Origin of the sequence: Bradyrhizobium tropiciagri (assembly GCF_018130545.1) — a bacterium.
Taxonomy (GTDB): Bacteria; Pseudomonadota; Alphaproteobacteria; order Rhizobiales; family Xanthobacteraceae; genus Bradyrhizobium; species Bradyrhizobium tropiciagri_A.
On the sequence record NZ_JAFCKF010000002.1, the window covers coordinates 802,114 to 820,886 of the forward strand.

13 protein-coding genes and 1 pseudogene are annotated in these 18,773 nt (G+C 64.8%); 6 read left to right on the forward strand and 8 right to left on the reverse strand.

Features of this window, described 5'->3' with window-relative positions:
* Window positions 1–57 precede the first annotated feature (57 nt).
* Both sufB and JQ616_RS10425 read right to left on the reverse strand, forming a co-directional pair.
* A complete protein-coding gene (gene sufB, locus JQ616_RS10420; protein ID WP_212014123.1) occupies window positions 58–1,554 on the reverse strand; it encodes a Fe-S cluster assembly protein SufB in 1,497 nt (498 codons plus the stop codon).
* A gap of 94 nt (window positions 1,555–1,648) precedes the next feature.
* The gene (locus JQ616_RS10425) at window positions 1,649–2,806 is read right to left on the reverse strand and encodes a cysteine desulfurase family protein (protein ID WP_212014124.1); all 1,158 of its coding nucleotides are present in this window, start codon (window positions 2,804–2,806) and stop codon (window positions 1,649–1,651) included.
* Between the two features lie 455 nt (window positions 2,807–3,261).
* Here JQ616_RS10425 and JQ616_RS10430 point away from each other — a divergent pair, with 455 nt between their 5' ends.
* Window positions 3,262–3,909: an alpha/beta hydrolase gene (locus JQ616_RS10430; RefSeq protein ID WP_016843213.1), complete on the forward strand. Its 648-nt coding sequence runs from the start codon at window positions 3,262–3,264 to the stop codon at window positions 3,907–3,909.
* Between the two features lie 48 nt (window positions 3,910–3,957).
* Here JQ616_RS10430 and JQ616_RS10435 read toward each other — a convergent pair whose 3' ends face one another.
* The 3 genes from JQ616_RS10435 to JQ616_RS10445 all read right to left on the reverse strand — a co-directional run bounded on the left by JQ616_RS10435 (window position 3,958) and on the right by JQ616_RS10445 (window position 6,154).
* Window positions 3,958–4,287 carry a DMT family transporter gene (locus tag JQ616_RS10435; RefSeq protein WP_212014125.1) on the reverse strand — a complete coding sequence of 110 codons (330 nt, stop codon included), beginning with the start codon at window positions 4,285–4,287 and terminating at the stop codon, window positions 3,958–3,960.
* Between the two features lie 3 nt (window positions 4,288–4,290).
* Entirely contained in the window at window positions 4,291–4,968 is a 678-nt protein-coding gene (locus JQ616_RS10440; RefSeq protein ID WP_212014126.1) for a glutathione S-transferase family protein, read from the reverse strand.
* Between the two features lie 82 nt (window positions 4,969–5,050).
* On the reverse strand, window positions 5,051–6,154 hold the full coding sequence (locus JQ616_RS10445) for an anhydro-N-acetylmuramic acid kinase (RefSeq protein ID WP_212014127.1): 1,104 nt from the start codon (window positions 6,152–6,154) through the stop codon (window positions 5,051–5,053).
* 151 nt (window positions 6,155–6,305) lie between these two features.
* Here JQ616_RS10445 and tyrS point away from each other — a divergent pair, with 151 nt between their 5' ends.
* From tyrS to JQ616_RS10460, 3 genes and pseudogenes are all read left to right on the forward strand, one after another.
* Window positions 6,306–7,559 (forward strand): tyrosine--tRNA ligase, encoded by a 1,254-nt coding sequence (gene tyrS, locus JQ616_RS10450; RefSeq protein WP_212014129.1) that lies wholly within the window; start codon window positions 6,306–6,308, stop codon window positions 7,557–7,559.
* A 113-nt stretch (window positions 7,560–7,672) separates the two neighbouring features.
* The gene (locus JQ616_RS10455; protein WP_212014130.1) at window positions 7,673–8,920 is read left to right on the forward strand and encodes an MFS transporter; all 1,248 of its coding nucleotides are present in this window, start codon (window positions 7,673–7,675) and stop codon (window positions 8,918–8,920) included.
* An 801-nt stretch (window positions 8,921–9,721) separates the two neighbouring features.
* Window positions 9,722–9,892, forward strand: a pseudogene (locus tag JQ616_RS10460) (MFS transporter); the annotation flags it as partial.
* A gap of 378 nt (window positions 9,893–10,270) precedes the next feature.
* Here JQ616_RS10460 and JQ616_RS10465 read toward each other — a convergent pair.
* Window positions 10,271–13,975, reverse strand: a complete 3,705-nt coding sequence (locus JQ616_RS10465) for a YhdP family protein (RefSeq protein ID WP_212014131.1) — start codon at window positions 13,973–13,975, stop codon at window positions 10,271–10,273.
* Between the two features lie 228 nt (window positions 13,976–14,203).
* On the opposite strand from JQ616_RS10465, the gene JQ616_RS10470 reads away from it, so the two are divergent.
* Window positions 14,204–14,932, forward strand: coding sequence for a peroxiredoxin (locus tag JQ616_RS10470; protein ID WP_212014132.1), 729 nt, complete (start codon window positions 14,204–14,206; stop codon window positions 14,930–14,932).
* Window positions 14,933–15,032: 100 nt separating this feature from the next.
* On the forward strand, window positions 15,033–16,388 hold the full coding sequence (locus tag JQ616_RS10475; RefSeq protein WP_212014133.1) for a M23 family metallopeptidase: 1,356 nt from the start codon (window positions 15,033–15,035) through the stop codon (window positions 16,386–16,388).
* A 170-nt stretch (window positions 16,389–16,558) separates the two neighbouring features.
* Here the strand turns inward: JQ616_RS10475 and JQ616_RS10480 are convergent, their stop codons facing one another.
* Together JQ616_RS10480 and JQ616_RS10485 are read right to left on the reverse strand one after the other, a co-directional pair.
* Window positions 16,559–17,797: a DUF5666 domain-containing protein gene (locus tag JQ616_RS10480; protein ID WP_212014134.1), complete on the reverse strand. Its 1,239-nt coding sequence runs from the start codon at window positions 17,795–17,797 to the stop codon at window positions 16,559–16,561.
* Complete coding sequence (locus JQ616_RS10485) at window positions 17,794–18,669, reverse strand: DUF6502 family protein (RefSeq protein WP_212014135.1); 876 nt, start codon at window positions 18,667–18,669, stop codon at window positions 17,794–17,796. Before JQ616_RS10485 ends, JQ616_RS10480 begins: the two co-directional genes overlap by 4 nt.
* Between the last annotated feature and the right edge of the window lie 104 nt (window positions 18,670–18,773).

The window sequence follows — 18,773 nt, forward strand, 5'->3', positions numbered from 1 at the left end:
GATTTTTCCTGAGCATCATCCGCAAGGCGCGCGTCGGTCGCGCCTTCAGCGGATGGATTAACCAACCGAACCTTCAAGGCTGATCGAGATCAGCTTCTGCGCTTCCACCGCGAACTCCATCGGCAGTTGCTGCAGCACGTCCTTCACGAAGCCGTTGACGACGAGGCCGACGGCTTCTTCTTGGCTGAGCCCGCGCTGGATGCAGTAGAACAGCACGTCCTCGGAAATCTTCGACGTCGTCGCTTCATGCTCGAACGTCGCCGAGGAATTCTTGGCCTCGACATAGGGCACGGTGTGCGCACCGCATTTGTCGCCGATCAGGAGCGAGTCGCAGGCGGTGTAGTTGCGCGCGCCGGTCGCCTTGCGATGGGCGCTGACGAGGCCGCGATAGGTGTTCTGCGACTTGCCGGCGGCGATGCCCTTGGAGATGATCCGGCTCGACGTGTTCTTGCCGAGGTGGATCATCTTGGTGCCGCTGTCGACCTGCTGGAAGCCGTTCGAAATCGCGATCGAGTAGAACTCGCCGCTCGAATTGTCACCGCGCAGGATGCAGCTCGGATATTTCCAGGTGATCGCCGAACCGGTCTCGACCTGGGTCCAGGAGATTTTGGAATTCCGGCCGCGGCAGTCGCCACGCTTGGTGACGAAATTGTAGATTCCGCCCTTGCCTTCCGAGTTGCCTGGGTACCAGTTCTGCACCGTCGAATACTTGATCTCGGCATCGTCGAGCGTGACGAGCTCGACCACCGCGGCGTGCAGCTGGTTCTCGTCGCGCTGTGGCGCGGTGCAGCCTTCGAGATAGGAGACGTAGGAGCCCTTGTCGGCGATGATCAGCGTGCGCTCGAACTGGCCGGTGTTGCGCTCGTTGATGCGGAAATAGGTCGACAGCTCCATCGGGCAGCGCACACCCGGCGGCACGTAGACGAACGAGCCGTCGGAGAACACCGCCGAATTCAGCGTCGCGAAATAGTTGTCGGAGGTCGGCACCACGGTGCCGAGATATTTCTGCACCAGCTCGGGATGCTCGCGGATCGCCTCCGAGATCGGCATGAAGATCACGCCGGCTGCCTTCAGCTCCTTCTGGAAGGTGGTCGCAACCGAGACCGAATCGAACACGGCGTCGACCGCGATCTTGCGGTTCGGCGTCTGCGGTCCACCCGGCGGCGGCTCGACGCCCTCGAGGATCGCGACCTCGCGCAGGGGAATGCCGAGCTTCTCGTAGGTCTTGAGGATTTCCGGATCGATCTCGTCGATCGAGGACAGCGTCTTCTTCGGCTTCGGCGCCGCGTAGTAGTAGATGTCCTGATAGTCGATCTTCGGATAGTCGACGCGCGCCCAGGTCGGCTCGGTCATGGTCAGCCAGCGGCGATACGCCTCCAGGCGCCATTCCAGCATCCAGGCCGGCTCGTTCTTCTTTGCTGAGATGAAGCGGACGGTGTCTTCCGACAGACCCTTCGGGGCCTTGTCGGACTCGATCTGCGTCTCAAACCCATATCGATACTGGTCGACGTCGATGCGCCGGACGCGCTCGACCGTCTCTTGTACAGCAGGCATTCAATCCTCCGCTCGCGGTTTCAAGGACCGCGGTGGATCTCAAGTTCCGAAAATCTCTTACGAGGCTTTGAAGACGAAATCCGCTTAGAACAGTTCAAGCTGTGTTTCGTCGTTCCCCCTTAACTAAGGTATCGGCGAGCTTTCGCCAAGCCTTGAGGGTCAAATCCACGTCTGTCTCCGTGGTAGACCAGCCAAGACTGAGCCGCACCGCTCCCTGGGACACCTCCGAACGGTATCCCATTGCCTCCAATACGTGCGAGGGCTGGACCTTGCCCGACGAGCAGGCGGAACCGGAGGACACCGCGATTCCCCCGAGGTCGAACCCGATGACCGCCGTTTCGGCCTTCATCCCTGTCGCGGTGAACAGAACGGTATTTGGCAACCTTTTGACGTCGTCGGAGAACACCAGCACATCAGGCGTCTGCCGCAGCCCGTGCTCAAGCCGGTCACGCAGCCCCCTGACGCGGGCGGCATCGACCTTGAGCGCCGCCATCGCGGCCTTGGCGGCCGCGCCAAAGCCGGCAATGCCCGCAACGTTCTCGGTCCCTGCCCGCCGCCCGAGCTCCTGCCCGCCGCCGCGCAGCGCCGCCTCCAATCCCTCGACGCCTTCGGCAAGCACCAGCGCGCCTGTGCCCTTCGGTCCGCCGACCTTGTGGGCTGACAGCGTCACGAGGTCGGCCTGCGTCGAGGCAAGGTCGAACGGAATCTTGCCGAACGCCTGGATCGCATCGACATGCAGCAGCCCACCGGCCGCATGGGCGATGTCGGCGACGTCAGCCACCGGCTGTATCGCGCCGGTCTCGTTGTTCGCCAGCATCACCGAGACCAGAGCGGGCGGACCATCAGCCAGCAGCGCACGAAGATGATCGAGATCGATCACGCCACCACGCGTGACATGGATGGCGCCGATCGCATCCGCCGCAAACCGCCCGCCCGCGAGCACGGAGGCATGCTCGATCGCGGACACCAGCAGCCGCCGCACCGGCGCACTGGCCCCACGGCGCAATCCCGGCGTCAATGCGAGCGCATTGGCCTCGGTCCCGCCAGAGAGAAACACGACGTCCTGCGGCCGGGCACCGACTGCCTTGGCCACCGCATTGCGGGCATCCTCGACCAACCGGCGCGCCCGCCGTCCCTCGCTGTGCACCGAGGACGGGTTGCCGCTCAAGTCCCACGCAGCCGTCATCGCCGCCTTCGCTTCCTGGCGAAGCGGCGTGGTGGCGTTCCAGTCGAGATAGACGCGATCGGTCATCGAGCTTGTCCGCCGCAATCACCGTGGCTGCGGCCCTACCACTGCGACATAACCGCAGTCAGGCACCGAGACCAGATCAGAGTCCCCGGCGCGACGGATTTTTCGTTCTCGCCGGACGTCTCATCGTGTTGCCAGGCAAGACATTCGCAAGCACCCTTGCGCGCGATAGCAATGTGACAAACCAAAACTTTAGGTAGCCAAAAGACAATTCGGCCCGTTGATCCAGATCATCGCGGGCGCAGCCCGTTGCACTCCGGATTCGCCGCGGCCAAGCGGCACAATTTCCTTGATTTTTGCCCCTTGCGTCATGCTAGAAGGCCCTCCAGCGTGCCGCCCGGCGGTGCCTGTGCCGATTTCATCATGAGCCGCCCTGTTCGCGCCCCGTCGCTGAAGATGGCTCCAACCGGTTGATTGATCGACGTCAATCAAGGGAACGCGTCAATCAAGGGAACACAATGCCTGAAGTCATTTTCACCGGCCCTGCTGGCCGTCTCGAAGGCCGCTATCACCCGGCCAAGCAGAAGAACGCGCCGATTGCGATGATCCTGCATCCGCATCCGCAGTTCCACGGCACGATGAACCACCAGATCGTCTATCAGTGCTACTACGCGTTCGCGCATCGCGGCTTCTCGGTGCTGCGCTTCAACTTCCGTGGCGTCGGCCGCAGCCAGGGCTCGTTCGATCACGGCACCGGCGAATTGTCGGATGCGGCGAGCGCGCTCGACTGGGCGCAAGCGATCAATCCCGAAGCGCGTGCCTGCTGGGTTGCCGGCTTCTCGTTCGGTGCATGGATCGGCATGCAGCTTCTGATGCGCCGGCCGGAGGTCGAGGGCTTCATCTCGATCGCGCCGCCCGCCAATCTCTACGACTTCTCGTTCCTCGCGCCCTGCCCGTCGTCGGGCCTGATCGTGCATGGCGACAAGGATGCCGTGGTGCCGCCCAAGGACGTCAACACGCTGGTCGAGAAGCTGAAGACCCAGAAGGGCATCGTGATCGACCAGCAGGTGATCCCCGGCGCAAACCATTTCTTCGACGGCAAGCTCGAGCCGCTGATGGAGACGGTGACCGGCTATCTCGACATGCGCCTCGCCAACGTGCGGTAAGGCGCTCCCGTAGCCCGGAATGCGCTTCGCTCCATCCGGGCTACGGCTTCACTCCGGCGCGAACTTCAGCGCGGCGATACCAATCAGCACCAACGCGATCCCCGCGACCTTCATCGGGTTCAGCGCCTCGTTGAACAGCAGCACGCCCATCGCGAGCGTGCCTGCGGCGCCAATGCCGGTCCACACCGTGTAGGCGACGCCAACGCCGAGCACCTGCAACGCGCGGCCGAGCAGGAACACGAAGGCGGCGAGCAGCACCAACGAGACCAGCGTCCAGCCGAGCCGCGTGTAGCCTTCGGCATATTTCATCGAGATCGCCCAGCCGACGTCGAGAAGACCGGCGACGACGAGTGCGATCCAGGCAAGCGAGTGCGACATGGCTTACGCGGCAAGCTTCAGCATATGCGCGCGGTGGCTGACCAGGAACGCATGCAGCAGGGCCGGATAGTCAGACGAAACGGCGCTGCGCACGCTCGGCCGCTGGGCCAGCGCACTGCGCCAGGCGCGCACCTTCGGCGTGTGCGTGAACACAGCGAGATCGGTCAGCTGATCGAACAGATCGAAGTAGCGGAAGACCGGCGCGAATACCGCATCGACCAGGCTGAACTTGTCGCCCGCGAAGAACGGACCGGCGCCGAGCGCAGCCTCGACGCGCGCGAATTTCGCCGCGACCGCCTGCCGCTTGCTCTCATGGGTCGCAGCATCCGTCGCGGTCTCGAGCCCCCAGAGATCGCCGAGAATGGCCGAGCCGAACTCCATCCAGGCGCGATGCTCGGCGCGGGTGAGCGCGGCCTCGGGATGCAGCTTCGCGCCGCCCTGCGTCTCCTCGATGTACTCACAGATCACGTTGCTCTCGAACAGCGCGACCTCCTTGCCGTCGTCGCCGGTCACCACCAGCACCGGCACCTTGCCGAGCGGCGAGATCTTCAAAAACCAGTCCGGCTTGTTGGCGAGATCGATGTCGATCCGCTCGAACGGCACGCCCTTCTCATGCAGCGCGATGACAGCGCGTTGCACATAGGGACAGAGCTTGTGGCTGATCAGCTTCAGGGCGGCCATGACGAACCTCGCGTTCAATGCAACTGCATCGAATTAAATGCAGCGGCATGGAACTGTCAAGGTAGATGCATTTGCATCTAAATCACGGTCGCGCGATGATGCCCCCGGTCATCGGGATCGGCACCCCCGTGGTGGTCGGGTAGCTCAGCGGCAGTCCCTTCATGCCGCGCGCGGCGAGGAAGCCGAAGGCCTGCGCCTCGATCGCGTCCGCCGCCCAGCCGAGCGCCTCGGCGGGCTCGACGGTTGCCGGCGCCAGGCGATCGCGCAGCATCCGCATCATCGTCAGGTTGGAGGCGCCGCCGCCGCAGATGATCCAGCTTTTCGGCACCTTGGGCAGCAGCGGCACGATCCGGGCGATCGCGGCCGCCGTGAAAGCGGTCAGCGTCGCGGCCCCATCGGCCGGCGCCACGGCGCCGAGCTTGAGGCTGGCGAAATCGTTGCGGTCGAGCGATTTCGGCGGCGGAGCCGAGAAGAACGGCAGCTTGAGCGCCTGCCCGATCCAAGCGTCGTCAGGCTTGCCCAGCGCCGCGAACTTGCCGGCGGTGTCGTACGGCTGATGCATCTGGCGGAACATGAAGTCGTCGAGCAGCGCATTGCCCGGACCGGTGTCGCAAGCGATCAGCGCGTCGGTGCCGTCGATATAGGTGATGTTGGAGACGCCGCCGATATTGACCACGACGATCGGCCCCTCGCGGTTCAGCGATTGCGCCAGCGCGCGGTGGTAGACCGGCACGAACGGCGCGCCCTGCCCGCCGGCATCGACGTCGGCGGCACGGAAATCATGCATCACCGGGATGTGGATCGCCCTGGCGAGCGCCGGTGCATCGCCGATCTGCACCGTCAGCTTGCGCTCGGGGCGATGCAGCACAGTCTGGCCATGGAACCCGACGATGTCGATCTCCTGGGGGGCAATCCGGTGCTGCGCGGAGAAGCTGGCGACCGCCTCGGCATGGGCCCTGGTCACGGCCTGCTCGGCCTGCCGCAAGATCCCCGGCCGGGCGTCGCGCTGCGACAGATGAACGGCCTCGGTCAGCGCCTGCCGCAGCAGGCTGCGCTCGCCATCGGTGTAGGGGCGATAGCCCGTGGGTCCGAAGGCCTTGATCTGACGGCCATCGGTCTCGATCAGTGCGACGTCGACCCCGTCGAGCGAGGTCCCGCTCATCAGACCGAGTGCCGTTAACATCATCGTGGAAGCGCCCCAGCCGGGAACCCCCGGCTTGTCTCAAACAAGTACATCCTATAATGCCACTGCGCGTCCGCCTGCGGCAGCCTCAGCGCCAAGGTTCCGCAAATAGATGCAAAAACCGTAAAACAAGAATGACCTGGCTGGCCGACAAATGACTGCATTTAAATCGGATTTCCTGAACACTCTACAGGAACGCGGCTTCGTCCACCAGTGCTCCGATTTCGAGGGCCTCGACGCGCTTGCCGCGAAGGGCGAGGCCACCGCCTATGTCGGCTACGACTGCACCGCGCCGTCGCTGCACATCGGCAACTTCCTCACCATGATGATGCTGTACTGGCTGCAGCAAAGCGGCAACAAGCCGATCACGTTGATGGGCGGCGGCACCACGATGGTCGGCGATCCCTCCGGCAAGGACGAGACGCGCGCGATGCGCACGGTCGCCGAGATCGAAGCCAACAAGGCATCGATCCGCGGCGTGTTCGCCAAGGTGCTGCGCTACGGCGACGGTCATTCCGACGCCATCATGCTCGACAACGCCGAATGGCTGACCAAGCTGAACTGGATCGAGATGCTGCGCGACATCGGCCGGCACTTCTCGGTCAACCGCATGCTGACCATGGACTCGGTGCGGCTCCGGCTCGAGCGCGAGCAGGAGATGAGCTTCATCGAGTTCAACTACATGGTCTGCCAGGCCTACGACTTCGTCGAGCTGTCGCGCCGCGCCGGCTGCCGGCTGCAGATGGGCGGCTCCGACCAGTGGGGCAACATCGTTAACGGCGTCGATCTCGGCCGCCGCATGGGGTCACCGCAACTGTTCGCGCTGACCACGCCGCTGCTCACCACCGCCTCCGGCGACAAGATGGGCAAGACCGCCAAGGGCGCGGTGTGGCTCAACGCCGACCAGTTCTCGCCGTACGACTTCTGGCAGTACTGGCGCAACGTCGAGGACGCCGACGTCGTCAAGTTCCTCAAGCTGTTCACCATCCTGCCGATGAGCGAGATCAACAAGCTCGCGGCGCTCGGCGGCAGCGAGATCAACGAAGCCAAAAAGGTGCTTGCGACCGAAGCGACCGCCCTGCTCCACGGCCGCGATGCCGCCAATGAAGCCGCCGAGACCGCGCGCCGCACCTTCGAGGAAGGCGCGCTGGCCGAGACCTTGCCGACCGTGGAAATTCCGCGCAGCGAATTTGAAGCCGGCGTTGGCGTGCTGGCCGCCTTCGTCAAGGCCGAGCTCGTCGCCTCCAACGGCGAAGCGCGCCGGCAGATCAAGGGCGGCGGACTGCGCGTCAACGATGCCGCCGTCACCGACGAGAAGATGCTGCTGACATCGGCCAATCTGACGCCGGAAGGCGTGGTCAAGCTGTCGCTCGGCAAGAAGCGCCACGTGCTGCTGAAGCCTGCATAGGCGCATTCGCTTTTGTCGGTTGTCGCGAGTGCGGAAAGCGCGCTCCCTCTAGGAGCGCGATCAGCAAAAGTGGACTTCCGGTTTTGCGTCCGATCGCGCTCGAAAAGAATGCGATGGACCAGACCACGTCTCCGAACGACACGCTTGCCGCGCCTGCGAAGCAGTCGCGCGTCGCGTTGAACGTGCTCGCGCTCTGCTTCGTGCTGTCGGTGCTCGGGCGCGGCCTCAGCGACAGCTTCACCGTGTTCCTGAAGCCGATCTCGGAAAATTTCGGCTGGGACCGCGCCTCGGTCGTGTCGGTCTATTCGCTGACCTGGCTCGCCAGCGGCCTGACCGCACCGCTGGTCGGACGTCTGTTCGATCGCTCCGGTCCGCGCGTGGTCTATGCGCTGGGTCTGTCGCTGCTCGGCTGCGCGTTCCTGATTGCCTCGCGAGCGCATGAGCTTTGGCAATTCCAGCTCAGCGTCGGCCTCTGCGTCGGCTTCGGCACCGCGTTGATCGGCAACGTGTCGAACTCGATCCTGCTCGGCCGCTGGTTCGGGCCGCGGCTGCCGACCGCTATGGCCGTGATGTATTCGGCGACCGGCGCCGGCCTCTTGCTGCTGCTGCCGCTGTCGCAGGTTCTCATCGACCGGATCGGCTGGCGCGAAGCTTATCAGGTGTTTGGCGTCAGTGCGCTCTGCCTTCTCGTTCCGCTCGTCTTGCTGCCGTGGCGGCTGCTCGCCGGCGGATCGCCCCACATCGTCAAGAAGGCCGAGACCGGCCTGATCGACGAAGGTTGGACGCTGCTCGCCGCAATGCGCCACCACGCCTTCTGGGCACTGTTCTCGACCTTCTTCTTCACCGCGATCGCGATGTATGCGCTGACGGCGCAGATCGTCGCCTATTTGATCGACGTCGGCTTCCCGCCGCTGCAGGCGGCCACCGCCTGGGGCTTCTCCGGCGTCGCACTGTTCGTCGGCATGCTCGGCGTCTCCACGCTCGACGGCATCATCGGCCGCAGGCCCTCAGTGCTGTTCAGCTACGGCGTCTCGATCCTCGGCATCATCCTGCTCTGGCTGTTGCAGTGGCATCCGAACTACTGGCTCTTGACCGGCTTCATCATCTGCTTCGGCAGCATGATCGGCTCGCGCGGCCCGCTGATCACCGCGACCGCGCTGAAGATCTTCCGCGGCGAGCGCGTCGGCACGATCTACGGCACCATCATGATCGGCAGCGGCCTCGGCTCCGGGCTCGGCTCATGGGGCGGCGGCCTGATCCATGACTGGACCCACAGCTACAATCCGCTGATCGCATTTGCGCTGGTCAACGTGGTGCTGGGATTGATCCCGTTCCTGGTGGTGCCGGCGCTGCGGCGCTAACGAACACCGCTGATTTCATCAGCCCGCTACGTTCCCCGCGTCGCGGGCATTTTCTTGCCATTATAGGTGCGTCTTGCGGGATGGCAGCGCGACCTCGCGCACGGCTGTGAAAGGACGCCAGATGTTCTCCACCCAACAGCGAGCCACGCGGCTCGGAACGGCTCATCATAGACGAACAGTTTGCCGGTCGTTGGGTCACCATTTACCGCAATGCAAAGAAGTCGCTGACGTATCCGTAGCCGGTGAAGTTGTCGGCGCGTGTCACCCGATTTAGATTGAACGATGTTGAACGTCATGAACAATCACTGGATGATTGATCATTGTGGGAAGATGTTTTGTGTGACTAGCGTGGTGAAAGCATCATGAAGCGATACGTGATTGCGTGCTTGATAGCGTTAGCCTCAATAAGACCTGCGAGCGCCTGTAAGGAGCCGAGTCGCACCCTGCTGTACCATCTGCCTTCTGATGCTCTTACCAAGCCCATAGTCGCGGTTGTTGACCCTATTGAGCTACTGCCACCCAGTGTGCCGAAGGATGGCTGGACCAAAACACACCTACTCAGAGTACGCGTTGTCGAAGCTATAAAGGGCGTGAGAGAGGGGCAGGTATTTATTGTTGATACCGGAGGCACGACTTGTAACGAGTCGTTTGCGCGGAATTATTCTAACTTTCCGGGCGACCAACACTTTTACGTCGCTGGCGAATTCAAAACCACTGGCGGAATCAGAGGCGTTGGTGATGCCGACGAGCGATTTTTTGGCGAGTGGCCTTGGCAAAAGCTTGGCGGCTTGCAGCGAGCCGCGCGTCGGCACGATCTACGGCACCATCATGATCGGCTCCGGCCTCGGCTCATGGGGCGGCGGCCTGATCCATGACTGGACCCACAGCTACAATCCGCTGATCGCGTTTGCGCTGGTCAACGTGGTGCTGGGATTGATCCCGTTCCTGGTGGTGCCGGCGCTGCGGCGGTAGGTGACGTGCAGGCGCCGTCATGATCCCTGCTCGCTCGCTGCCCGCGAACGTCTTGAAAAGCAATCTACTCTGATCAGGTGGTGGCTACCGCCAAGTCCCATAGCGCCGGGTGACGCACGCCGCGTATTTTCTGAATAATAGAATAATGCCACTGAGTTGCCCGACATGTCAAGCGGCCGTGTCGAATGCCGGCACGCCGACGGCTACTTTGCATGGGGTTGTTTTCGATGTTTTGGCGGTGCGCCCCTGCGGAGGCAGGCTATGTGCGAGAGCCTGCACGTCTGGGCATGGCGCTCGCAGGGATCGACGATCCGGTCAGCCATATCCCGCAAACCCATCCGAACGTGGATCGCCCGCCGACGCCGATGACCGCCTGCCCTAATTGTTGTTCGTCGTCGGCAGATCGTTCGGGCCGTACTGCTTGAACTCGAAGATCTTGCGGGTCAGGCCGGGTGCCAGCGCGGAGATCGGGTTGACGCGCAGCACCGGCTGGCTCGGCGTTCCCACCACTTCGTAGGTCACGCCGATCAGGCCTTCGTTGCTGCCGGCACCGAGGAAAATTCCGAAGAACGGGATCTGGCCGAACATGTTGTTCAGGCCGTACATCGGAATGAAGGTGCCGTTCATCCGCACCTGGTTGCCGATGTAGTCGATGCTGCCTTCGATGGTGGCGCCGATGCTCGGTCCCTTGACCACGCCGTTGCGGATCGAGAGCTGGCCGCTCTGCCGCGTGAACTCGGCGCGCAGCGCGTCGAAGCCGATGCCGTTCTGGGTGCTGACCGGCCCGCCGGCGACGGCGCGGTCGAGCTGGGTTTCGCCCTTCACCGAGAAGCCGGTGATGTTGATGAGGCCTTCCCTGGGGCTCGGTTCGGGGATCGGAGGCTCCATCGCCAGCGTGAGCTGGCCGCCGATCACCTTCGAATAGGTGTCGATGAAGCGCAGGAATGCGCCGGCGTCACTGGTCTGGAGGTAGATCACCTCGCGGCCCTGCTGGCGTCCGCGCATGTCGACCGTAACGGGCGTATCGCGGCCGACCTTGCCGCTCAGCGTGAAGCCCTTGAAGAAGCCGTTGCGGCGCGAGATCTTGGCATCGACGCTGCGCAGCGCCTCGCCGTTGAAGCCCGCCACCGCGCCGAGTTTCAGATCGACGTCGAAATCGGTGGTCTTGGTCTTGCTCTTGGGATCGCTGTCGCGGCCGGAGATCGCCGACTTCAGGAAGCCGCGGCCGTCGAACACGTCGCCGCGCATTGTCACCTTGATCACACCGTCGGGACCGCGATCGGCCCGCAGCGATGTCTTGTCGCCTTCCGACGGCGCATAGGTCGGGAAGTTCGCATTCATCAGGTCGCCGTTCTGGTCGACCTCGAGCGCGCCCTTGATCGACACGCCGACGCCGTCGATCGAGATGTCCTCGAACCGCGTCGATTGCCCCTTCGGCACCACGTTGAAGGTCGCCTTGCCGGCCCTGCCCTGCGCCTTGACCCAGCCCGGCAGGATGTTGTCGAGCTTGAGCTGGGTCAGGTCGGCCTCGACGCCCATCTTGGTGGTCGGATTGTCGCCGCTGCCGATCTTGCCGTTCAGCTTGATCGGGATCGCGCCCGACACCGCGGGACCGAGATCGAGCCCGAGCCGCGCGCGGCTCGCATCGTCCAGCGTCGCCTGCAGCTTGACGTCGGCATCGCCGTCGGCCGGCTTGCGATAGTCGAGCGAGGCGGCCTGCCCGTTGATCTTGACGTCGCCCTTGACCTGGAAGCCGGCATTGCTGGCAATCAGCTTCAGCGCATTGGCCTCGAGCTTCTGGTTCATCACCAGCTTGTCGACGGCAACGCCGGAGATATCGGCGGCCACGGAATAGGTCGTGTCGGCCTTGGTCAGCTCGCCCTTCACCGGCATGCCGAGATTGATCGTCGCGGTGACGTTGCCCTTGCTGGCGTTGGGATCGATCGGCGGACCGGAGAGATCGCTGAGCCGGTCGGATGCGAGGATCTCGGCCGCGGCCGGCACCGGACAATCGACCCGGAACTTGACCTTCGACGGCGACGGCTTCGGCGCCATGTCCGGCACTTCGAAGGTGAAGTCCGAGATCGTGATCTTGCGGCCCGCTGGCGTATCGGCGATGCCCTGGTTGATGGTCACGGTCGCGGTGCGGCCGGTCACCCTGGCCTTCAGATCCGCATCATGCACCGCGGGCATCTGGTCCACCGGGCGCACGGTGACACCGGAGGCGACGATGTTGACCGAGAGACCGTCATCCGGAATCGGCGGCCCCTTGCGCGACAGGTTATGCACCGGCGAATTGACGCCGACATCGATGCGCTGGAGCGTGCCGCGGTCGATCCGTTCGAGTACCCATTCGCGCACCTCGGGCACGATGATAACAGGCCACATCCGCTTCAACGCGGAGGCCGACATCGGCGTGCCGGCGAATCCGAGCTGCAGCCGCGGCTCGCCGGAATAGTCGATGCTGCCGGTGCCGGCGACGCCGATCTCGCCATTGGAGATGTCGGCCTGGGTCAGCAGCACGCGCTTCTTCTCGGTGTCGAAGCGGAAGCCGATATTGATCCGGTTGAAGATCAGCGGCGGCTCGTTCTTGTCGTCGCCGGCCAGCACGATGGTGCCGCCGGACAGGCCCGCCTGCCAGTCGGTGACGTTGTCATTCGGCGGCTCGAGGTGCCCGAGCAGCGTGATGCGGTTGGCACCCGAGACGATCTTGATCGGCGCCAGCAGCACGCGCCGTCCGGAATCCCATTCGACGCTCATCTCGGCCGAGTCGACCGGCATCGGGTAGTCGGGCGTATCGGTGTCGATGATGTTGCCGGCGCCGATATTGATCTTGCCGCGGAAATAGGTCGGCAGGCCGTCGCGGCCGAGTTCGCCCTTCATCTCGCCCGACATCGGCAGGTCGGCGGTGTAAGTCAGATCCTTGGTCCTCATCGCGAGCAGGATGTTCCGGGTGGACACCTTGTCGGCCTTGATATCGACCGAGCGCACGCCGTTCTGCTGCGGTCCGACCAGGACGCGGACCGACCAGGGTTTAGCGCCCTCCTCGCCGAAGCTGAGCGCAACCCCGCCACCGCTCGGGCGCCGCAGGCTGAGGCTGATATTCTCAAAGCTCCATTTGTTGCCGCGCTGCTGGTCGTCGACGACGAGATTGCCGTTCTTCAGGCCGATCTCGTTGAGGTTCTGCCCGTCGAGGCCGGTCATGCTGAGGCTGTCGAGCCAGTCGAGACCGGCGAGCAGCCCACTCTGCGCCGAATCGGGCGAGGCAGCCGCGGGCCCGGAAGCAGCCGGCGGCGAAGCAACCGGCGGCGACGCCCCGGGTGCCGGTCGCGGGAATGTCGGCGGCATCCCCGCATCGCGCTTGGAGGCGACGCCGGTGGCGAGCGGTTTTGCGGTGTCGCCGGCGGACACCGTCACATTGCCGTCCGGCGTGATCCGCACCGACAGTTCTGCATCGACCAGATTGAGGCTCTCCGCGCGCAACTGCCCCATCAGCAGCGCCGTTCCGGACAGGCGCACTTCGGCCTTCGGCGCGCTGGCAACGACGGCATGGTCGCGGTCGCGGACGATGATGTCGCGGATGCGCACCGCGATCCTCACGCGGCCGGCGCGCTCGATCTGGGTTCCGCCGACCTCGACCGTATTGCCGTGGCCGATATTCTCCTCGATCGCCGCGGCAAGCCATGGCGTCGCCAGATCGAGATTGATCGGACCGGCGCCGAGCCGCCACCACAGCGCGCCGAAGCAGGTCGCGAACATCACGACCAGCACCACGAGGACCAATCCGATGCGGCGGATCCAGCGCTCGCCGTTCAGCCAGCGCTGCATGCCGGAACAGAAATCGGTGAAGCGATGCAAATTGGTGTTGGAACGCGACAGCAATTGCCGCGCACGGTTGCCCGCCGCCTCATCCTGCTCGTCCCACGCGGCGTCGTCTTCCCATTTCGAGAAGTCAGCCCCGGCGCGCGGATTTGGACCCTGCGGCGACGTGTTCCTAGCCATTGCCTCTCGGTGCTGACGGCGACGCTGATCGCCGTCATCGGGGCGCCCGTCGATTCGTATCGAGCGCTCCCGTGCCGGCATCGCCGCCTATCCTCGCCTCATCATGTTACTCGCCGATGGCCCCCAGAACGGACCAAACCAACCAATCAAACGCCAATTCAGCAAGCGGACGGGTAACGCGTCGAATTCCTTGTCACCATACTCCGTGGCCATCAAACTTGCCCAGCGGCCGGTGCGAATCCGGCCGCCGCGAATGAGCCTCGCAATACCCCAATGGTTGAGCTTCGGAAAGCGACGAAAGGAAGGCGTATGTCCAAGAAAACGCGCAAGAAATCCTCCAACACAACCGGAAAGCGGGTCGCAACGAAAGTTGCGCGCGCCGCAAGCGCAAGCACTGGGAAGTCCGCGACGAAAACCCGCACAGCGGTTGCGAAAAAGGCAGCGCCGAAGAAAACGACCAAGAAAGCGACGACGCCAAAGGCCGGAGCGGGTGTTCAACAGAAAGCCTCGCACAAGGCTGCGTCGAAACCGTTAAAGCGAGAGCCGGCCGCGACCGTGACCAAGTCGTCCGCCGTCACACTTGCCGAAGGCGCCGCGGCACCCGGCTTCAACCTGCCGCGCGACGGCGGAAGCAGCGTCTCACTGAAGGATTTTGGCGGCAAGAAGCTGGTGCTGTTCTTCTATCCCCGCGCCGACACCCCCGGCTGCACAAGGGAGGCGATCGACTTCACCCGGCTCAAAAGCGAGTTCGCGGCCGCAGGCGCCGAAGTGGTCGGCATATCGGCCGATACGGTTAAGGCGCAGGAGTCATTTCGAAACAAACACCAGCTGTCGGTGCCGCTGGCCTCCGACCCGGCCCATGAGATGCTCGAGGCGTACGGCGCCTGGGGCGAAAAATCCATGTATGGCAGGACCTTCATGGGAATTATTCGCACTACGGTTCTGGTCGATTCCAGTGGAAAAGTCGCCCGGATCTGGCGCCATGTGAAGGTCGACGGCCATGCCGAAGCGGTACTGGAGGCCGCCCGCGCGCTCTGACCGAAGCGGTTCCGTTTCCTGAAAATTAACCATGCCGGGCTCAAATCGCCCCCGCAAATTAGCCGTACGGAGCTTGGTCCGACCGGCCGCGGGAGTACCGATGTCGAGCCGGTCCGGTCATCACCAGGAATATCAAAAACACCATCATCCGCAGGACCATGGCCGAACGCCGACGCGCCGTCCGGCAGCCCAGCATGCCGCTGCGGTAGCTACCGCCGGCGAGGGCTATACGCTGGTCCATGCCGGCAAGCAGGTCCGGTTCGGACCGGTCGTGTTCTGGATCGCGGTCGGCACGGTAGTCCTGCTCGGTATGTGGTCGGCGGCGACCGCCACCTATTTCGCTTTCCGCGATGACGTTCTGACCCGGCTGATCGCGCGCCAGGCCGAGATGCAATACGCCTATGAGGACCGCATCTCCGAGCTGCGTGCCAAGGTCGACCGCACCACCAGCCGTCAGCTGCTCGACCAGGAGCAGTTCGACCAGAAGCTCGACCAGATCATGAAGCGGCAGTCGACGCTGGAATCGCGCGCCACCGCGCTCGGCGCGATGCCTGATGCCACCGCGACCGGATCGATCAAGCCGCAGGGCCGCGCCGAGGCGGCGCCCTCCTCCGGCTCGCTGAAACCTTCGCCGATCAGCGACACCGTGATCTTCGTGGCGCCGCCGGATCGCGAGGCGCGGCTGGAATCGCGCGCGCCACTGATCGCCAAGGCGCAGCCGAACCAGTTCGCCAAGGCCCAGGGCGTCGACAACGTGCTGGTCCGTCTGCAGACCTCGCTTGACCAGGTCGAGCGCCGCCAGGTCGCGGCCCTCTCCTCGGTCGAGGACAACATCGATTCCAAAGTGCGCCGGATGCGCGGCGTGATAAGCGATCTCGGCCTCAACATGGCGCAGCTCGAAGCGGCTGTGCCGCGCTCGGGCATGGGCGGACCTTTCGTTCCTGTGAAACTATCGCCCGACGCCGGCGCGTTCGAGCGCCAGCTCTACCGCATCAACATCAACCGCGCGCAAATGCAGCGGCTGAACCAGACGCTGGCGCTGGTGCCCTATCGCAAGCCCGTCGTCGGCGAAGTCGAGTTCACCAGCGGCTTCGGCGTTCGTTCCGATCCCTTCCTCGGCCGGCCGGCGATGCACACCGGCCTCGACTTCCGCGCCGCGCAGGGCGATCCGGTGCGGGTCACCGCCAACGGCAAGGTGGTGTCGGCGGGCTGGGCCGGTGGCTATGGCCGCATGATCGAGGTCGATCACGGCAACGGGCTGTCGACCCGCTACGGCCATCTGTCCGAGATCGGCGTCAAGGTCGGCGAATACGTCAAGATCGGCCAGGTGATCGGCGCCGTCGGTTCGACCGGCCGTTCCACCGGTCCGCATCTGCATTACGAAACCCGCATCGACGGCGAAGCGGTCGATCCACAGAAATTCCTCCGCGCCGGCGTCCGGCTCAGCGCAGGCTAGCTCAAGCTCTCAACGATCGATCTGAATATCGGCGCAAGCGGCTCGCTTGCGCCGCTTTCGTTTGTGGCGTGCGACCATGATGCGATTGGAAGGGATCGCATCACGATCTCATCGCTTTGTCTGAGCATGATGTTTCGGAAAACCGGTTTCCACTTTTCCGGATCATGCTTCTAGCGGCGGCCACCGCCGCCCATGCCGCCGGGCGGCCCGCCGCCACCGAATCCGCCGCCACCACCGAATCCACCGCCGGGCCCGAACGGACCACCGCCGCCGGGCGGGCCAAAGCCGCCCGGCCCCGGGCCGGTCGTTCCACCACTCAAGGGATCGGGCGCAGGACCGCCGCCGGGCGATGGCCCGCCTCCCGGTGCACCGGACGGCCCGCCGCCGGGACCAGGTCCGCCAGGCCCGCCACCGGGCGCGCCGCGCCCGCCCGAACCTGCTCCGCCTCCAACTCCGCCGCCACCGGACCCGCGCCCCGGCGTGCCGGGATTGCGCACCGACGAACCCGGGAAATGGCCGACCGATTGCACCGATTCGACCCGCAGCTCGCGGGTGCCCGAGAGCTGCGCATTGACGACGACGCGCGTATCCGCCGCCGGCGAGAAGCGCGAGTGATCGCTAGCGACGAAGCCGGAGCCGAGCTGCAGATCATTGCCGACCCGCCGCACATAGGCCTCGATCAGGAGCCGCTTGGCGCCGGTCAGATCGGAGAAGTCGTCGGCGCGGCTGCGCGACACCTGCATCACGCCCTGCGCGACATGGCCCTCGGCCTGCACGCGCTGGCCGGCCAGCGCCGCATCGACGCCGGCAAGCTTGAGCTCTCCGATCCGCAAGCTACCTGCGCGGTCGCGCTCGAGCGGTCCGGCGACGCGCATCGCAGTGTCATGGCGCTCCTGCACCAGACTTGCGACGACGACGCCGTCGGTGCGGCGCAGACCGAACACGGCGACATGCGCGCCCGGCTTCAGCCAGCTCTCACCGCCGCTCCAGGCGACCTTCTGCCCGAGCACCCTCAGCTCGCCGGGCTTCACATGCTCGACCGGCCCGGTCACCTCGCTCGTGACATCGATGCGCTTGGTCGACAGCGTGCCGCCGGCGCCGCGCTCCGCCACCACGCGCGCGAGCTGTCCGATCCGCAGCGCTTTCGCGCTCGCCGCCTCGCCGTCGATCCTGACCGGCACATCGGCCGCATAGGCGACGCGCTCACCATTGACATAGATCGAGCCGAACCGCTGGATCACGCCGACGATGCCGGTGCCGCCAATACCCTGGTCGGAGCCGGTGATGCCGGTGCCGCCGATGCCCTGGTCGTTGCCACGCTTCTTGACCTGCGCGCCGGCGAGCGAGCTTCCGGCAAGCCAGAAGCCGATCAGCAGTGCGCGACGCGACACGAGCGGCGGGCGCTTCACGACGCACCGCCTTCGTCGGCATCGTCATCGACTGGCCCGTCCGGCCCCTCGCGATAGATGTAGATGCCGAAATTCCAGCGGTAGTCGCCGCCCTTGTCCTTTGCGAGCGCGCGGTTGGCCTCGCGGTTGGCGACCTTCAGCGCCTCCATCGCCAGCTCGCGCGACCGCCCCTCGAGCCGTTTTGCCAACTTCGCCGACAGGCCGTCGTAATGCACCGCGCGTTCAAGGAAGCGCGGCGTTGCCGACGACACGTTCTGCTCGGCGGCCGCGACATGGTCGTGCAGATTTCGCCCGAGATAGTGCCATTTGCGGTCGTCGTCGCCGTGCGGGACGAAGGCCTCCTCGACCAGCATGATCTCGTCGTCGTCATTGATGGTGACGAGCTTGCGGTCGAGCCATTCGTCGAGCACCGCACGCGGCCGCACGTCCTTGGTGATCGATTCGACCAGCGTCTCAAACGACGGTGCGCCGCCATCCGCGGTGCGCGGCAGCGGTAGCGGATCGCCCTTGGCGTCGGTGAATTCGGGCGCGGCCAGCCAGCGCGCGATGATCGCGCTGGTGCGCGACAGCGTCGCCGGCACCGCATTGACCGGCGCGCCGGCGCCGCGCAGCCGCGCCACCTCCTTGCGGTGGATCCCGGTCAACAGGCTGACGCGGCTGTCGGTCTGCTCCTTGCCCTCGAGCGCGAAGTCATGCTCAGCGACGTTGACATAGAGCTCGCGCAAGAGCTGGGTCAGCGCCGGAAACGTCATGCCGCCGCGAATGCAAAGCCGCACCAGCGGACGCAGCATCCGCGCCAGCGGCGCGTGCAGCTTCGCTGCGGCGATCGGCGCAGACGATCCCGTCTTCGACTTCGGGGCCTTGGCATTCATGCCTAACTTTTAGCCGCCGATTGCGTGGGACACAATCCCACCCCACTTGACGTGTGACATTTTCCCACTTATGGGAAACAAAGTTACCTCCGGACACACCGCGC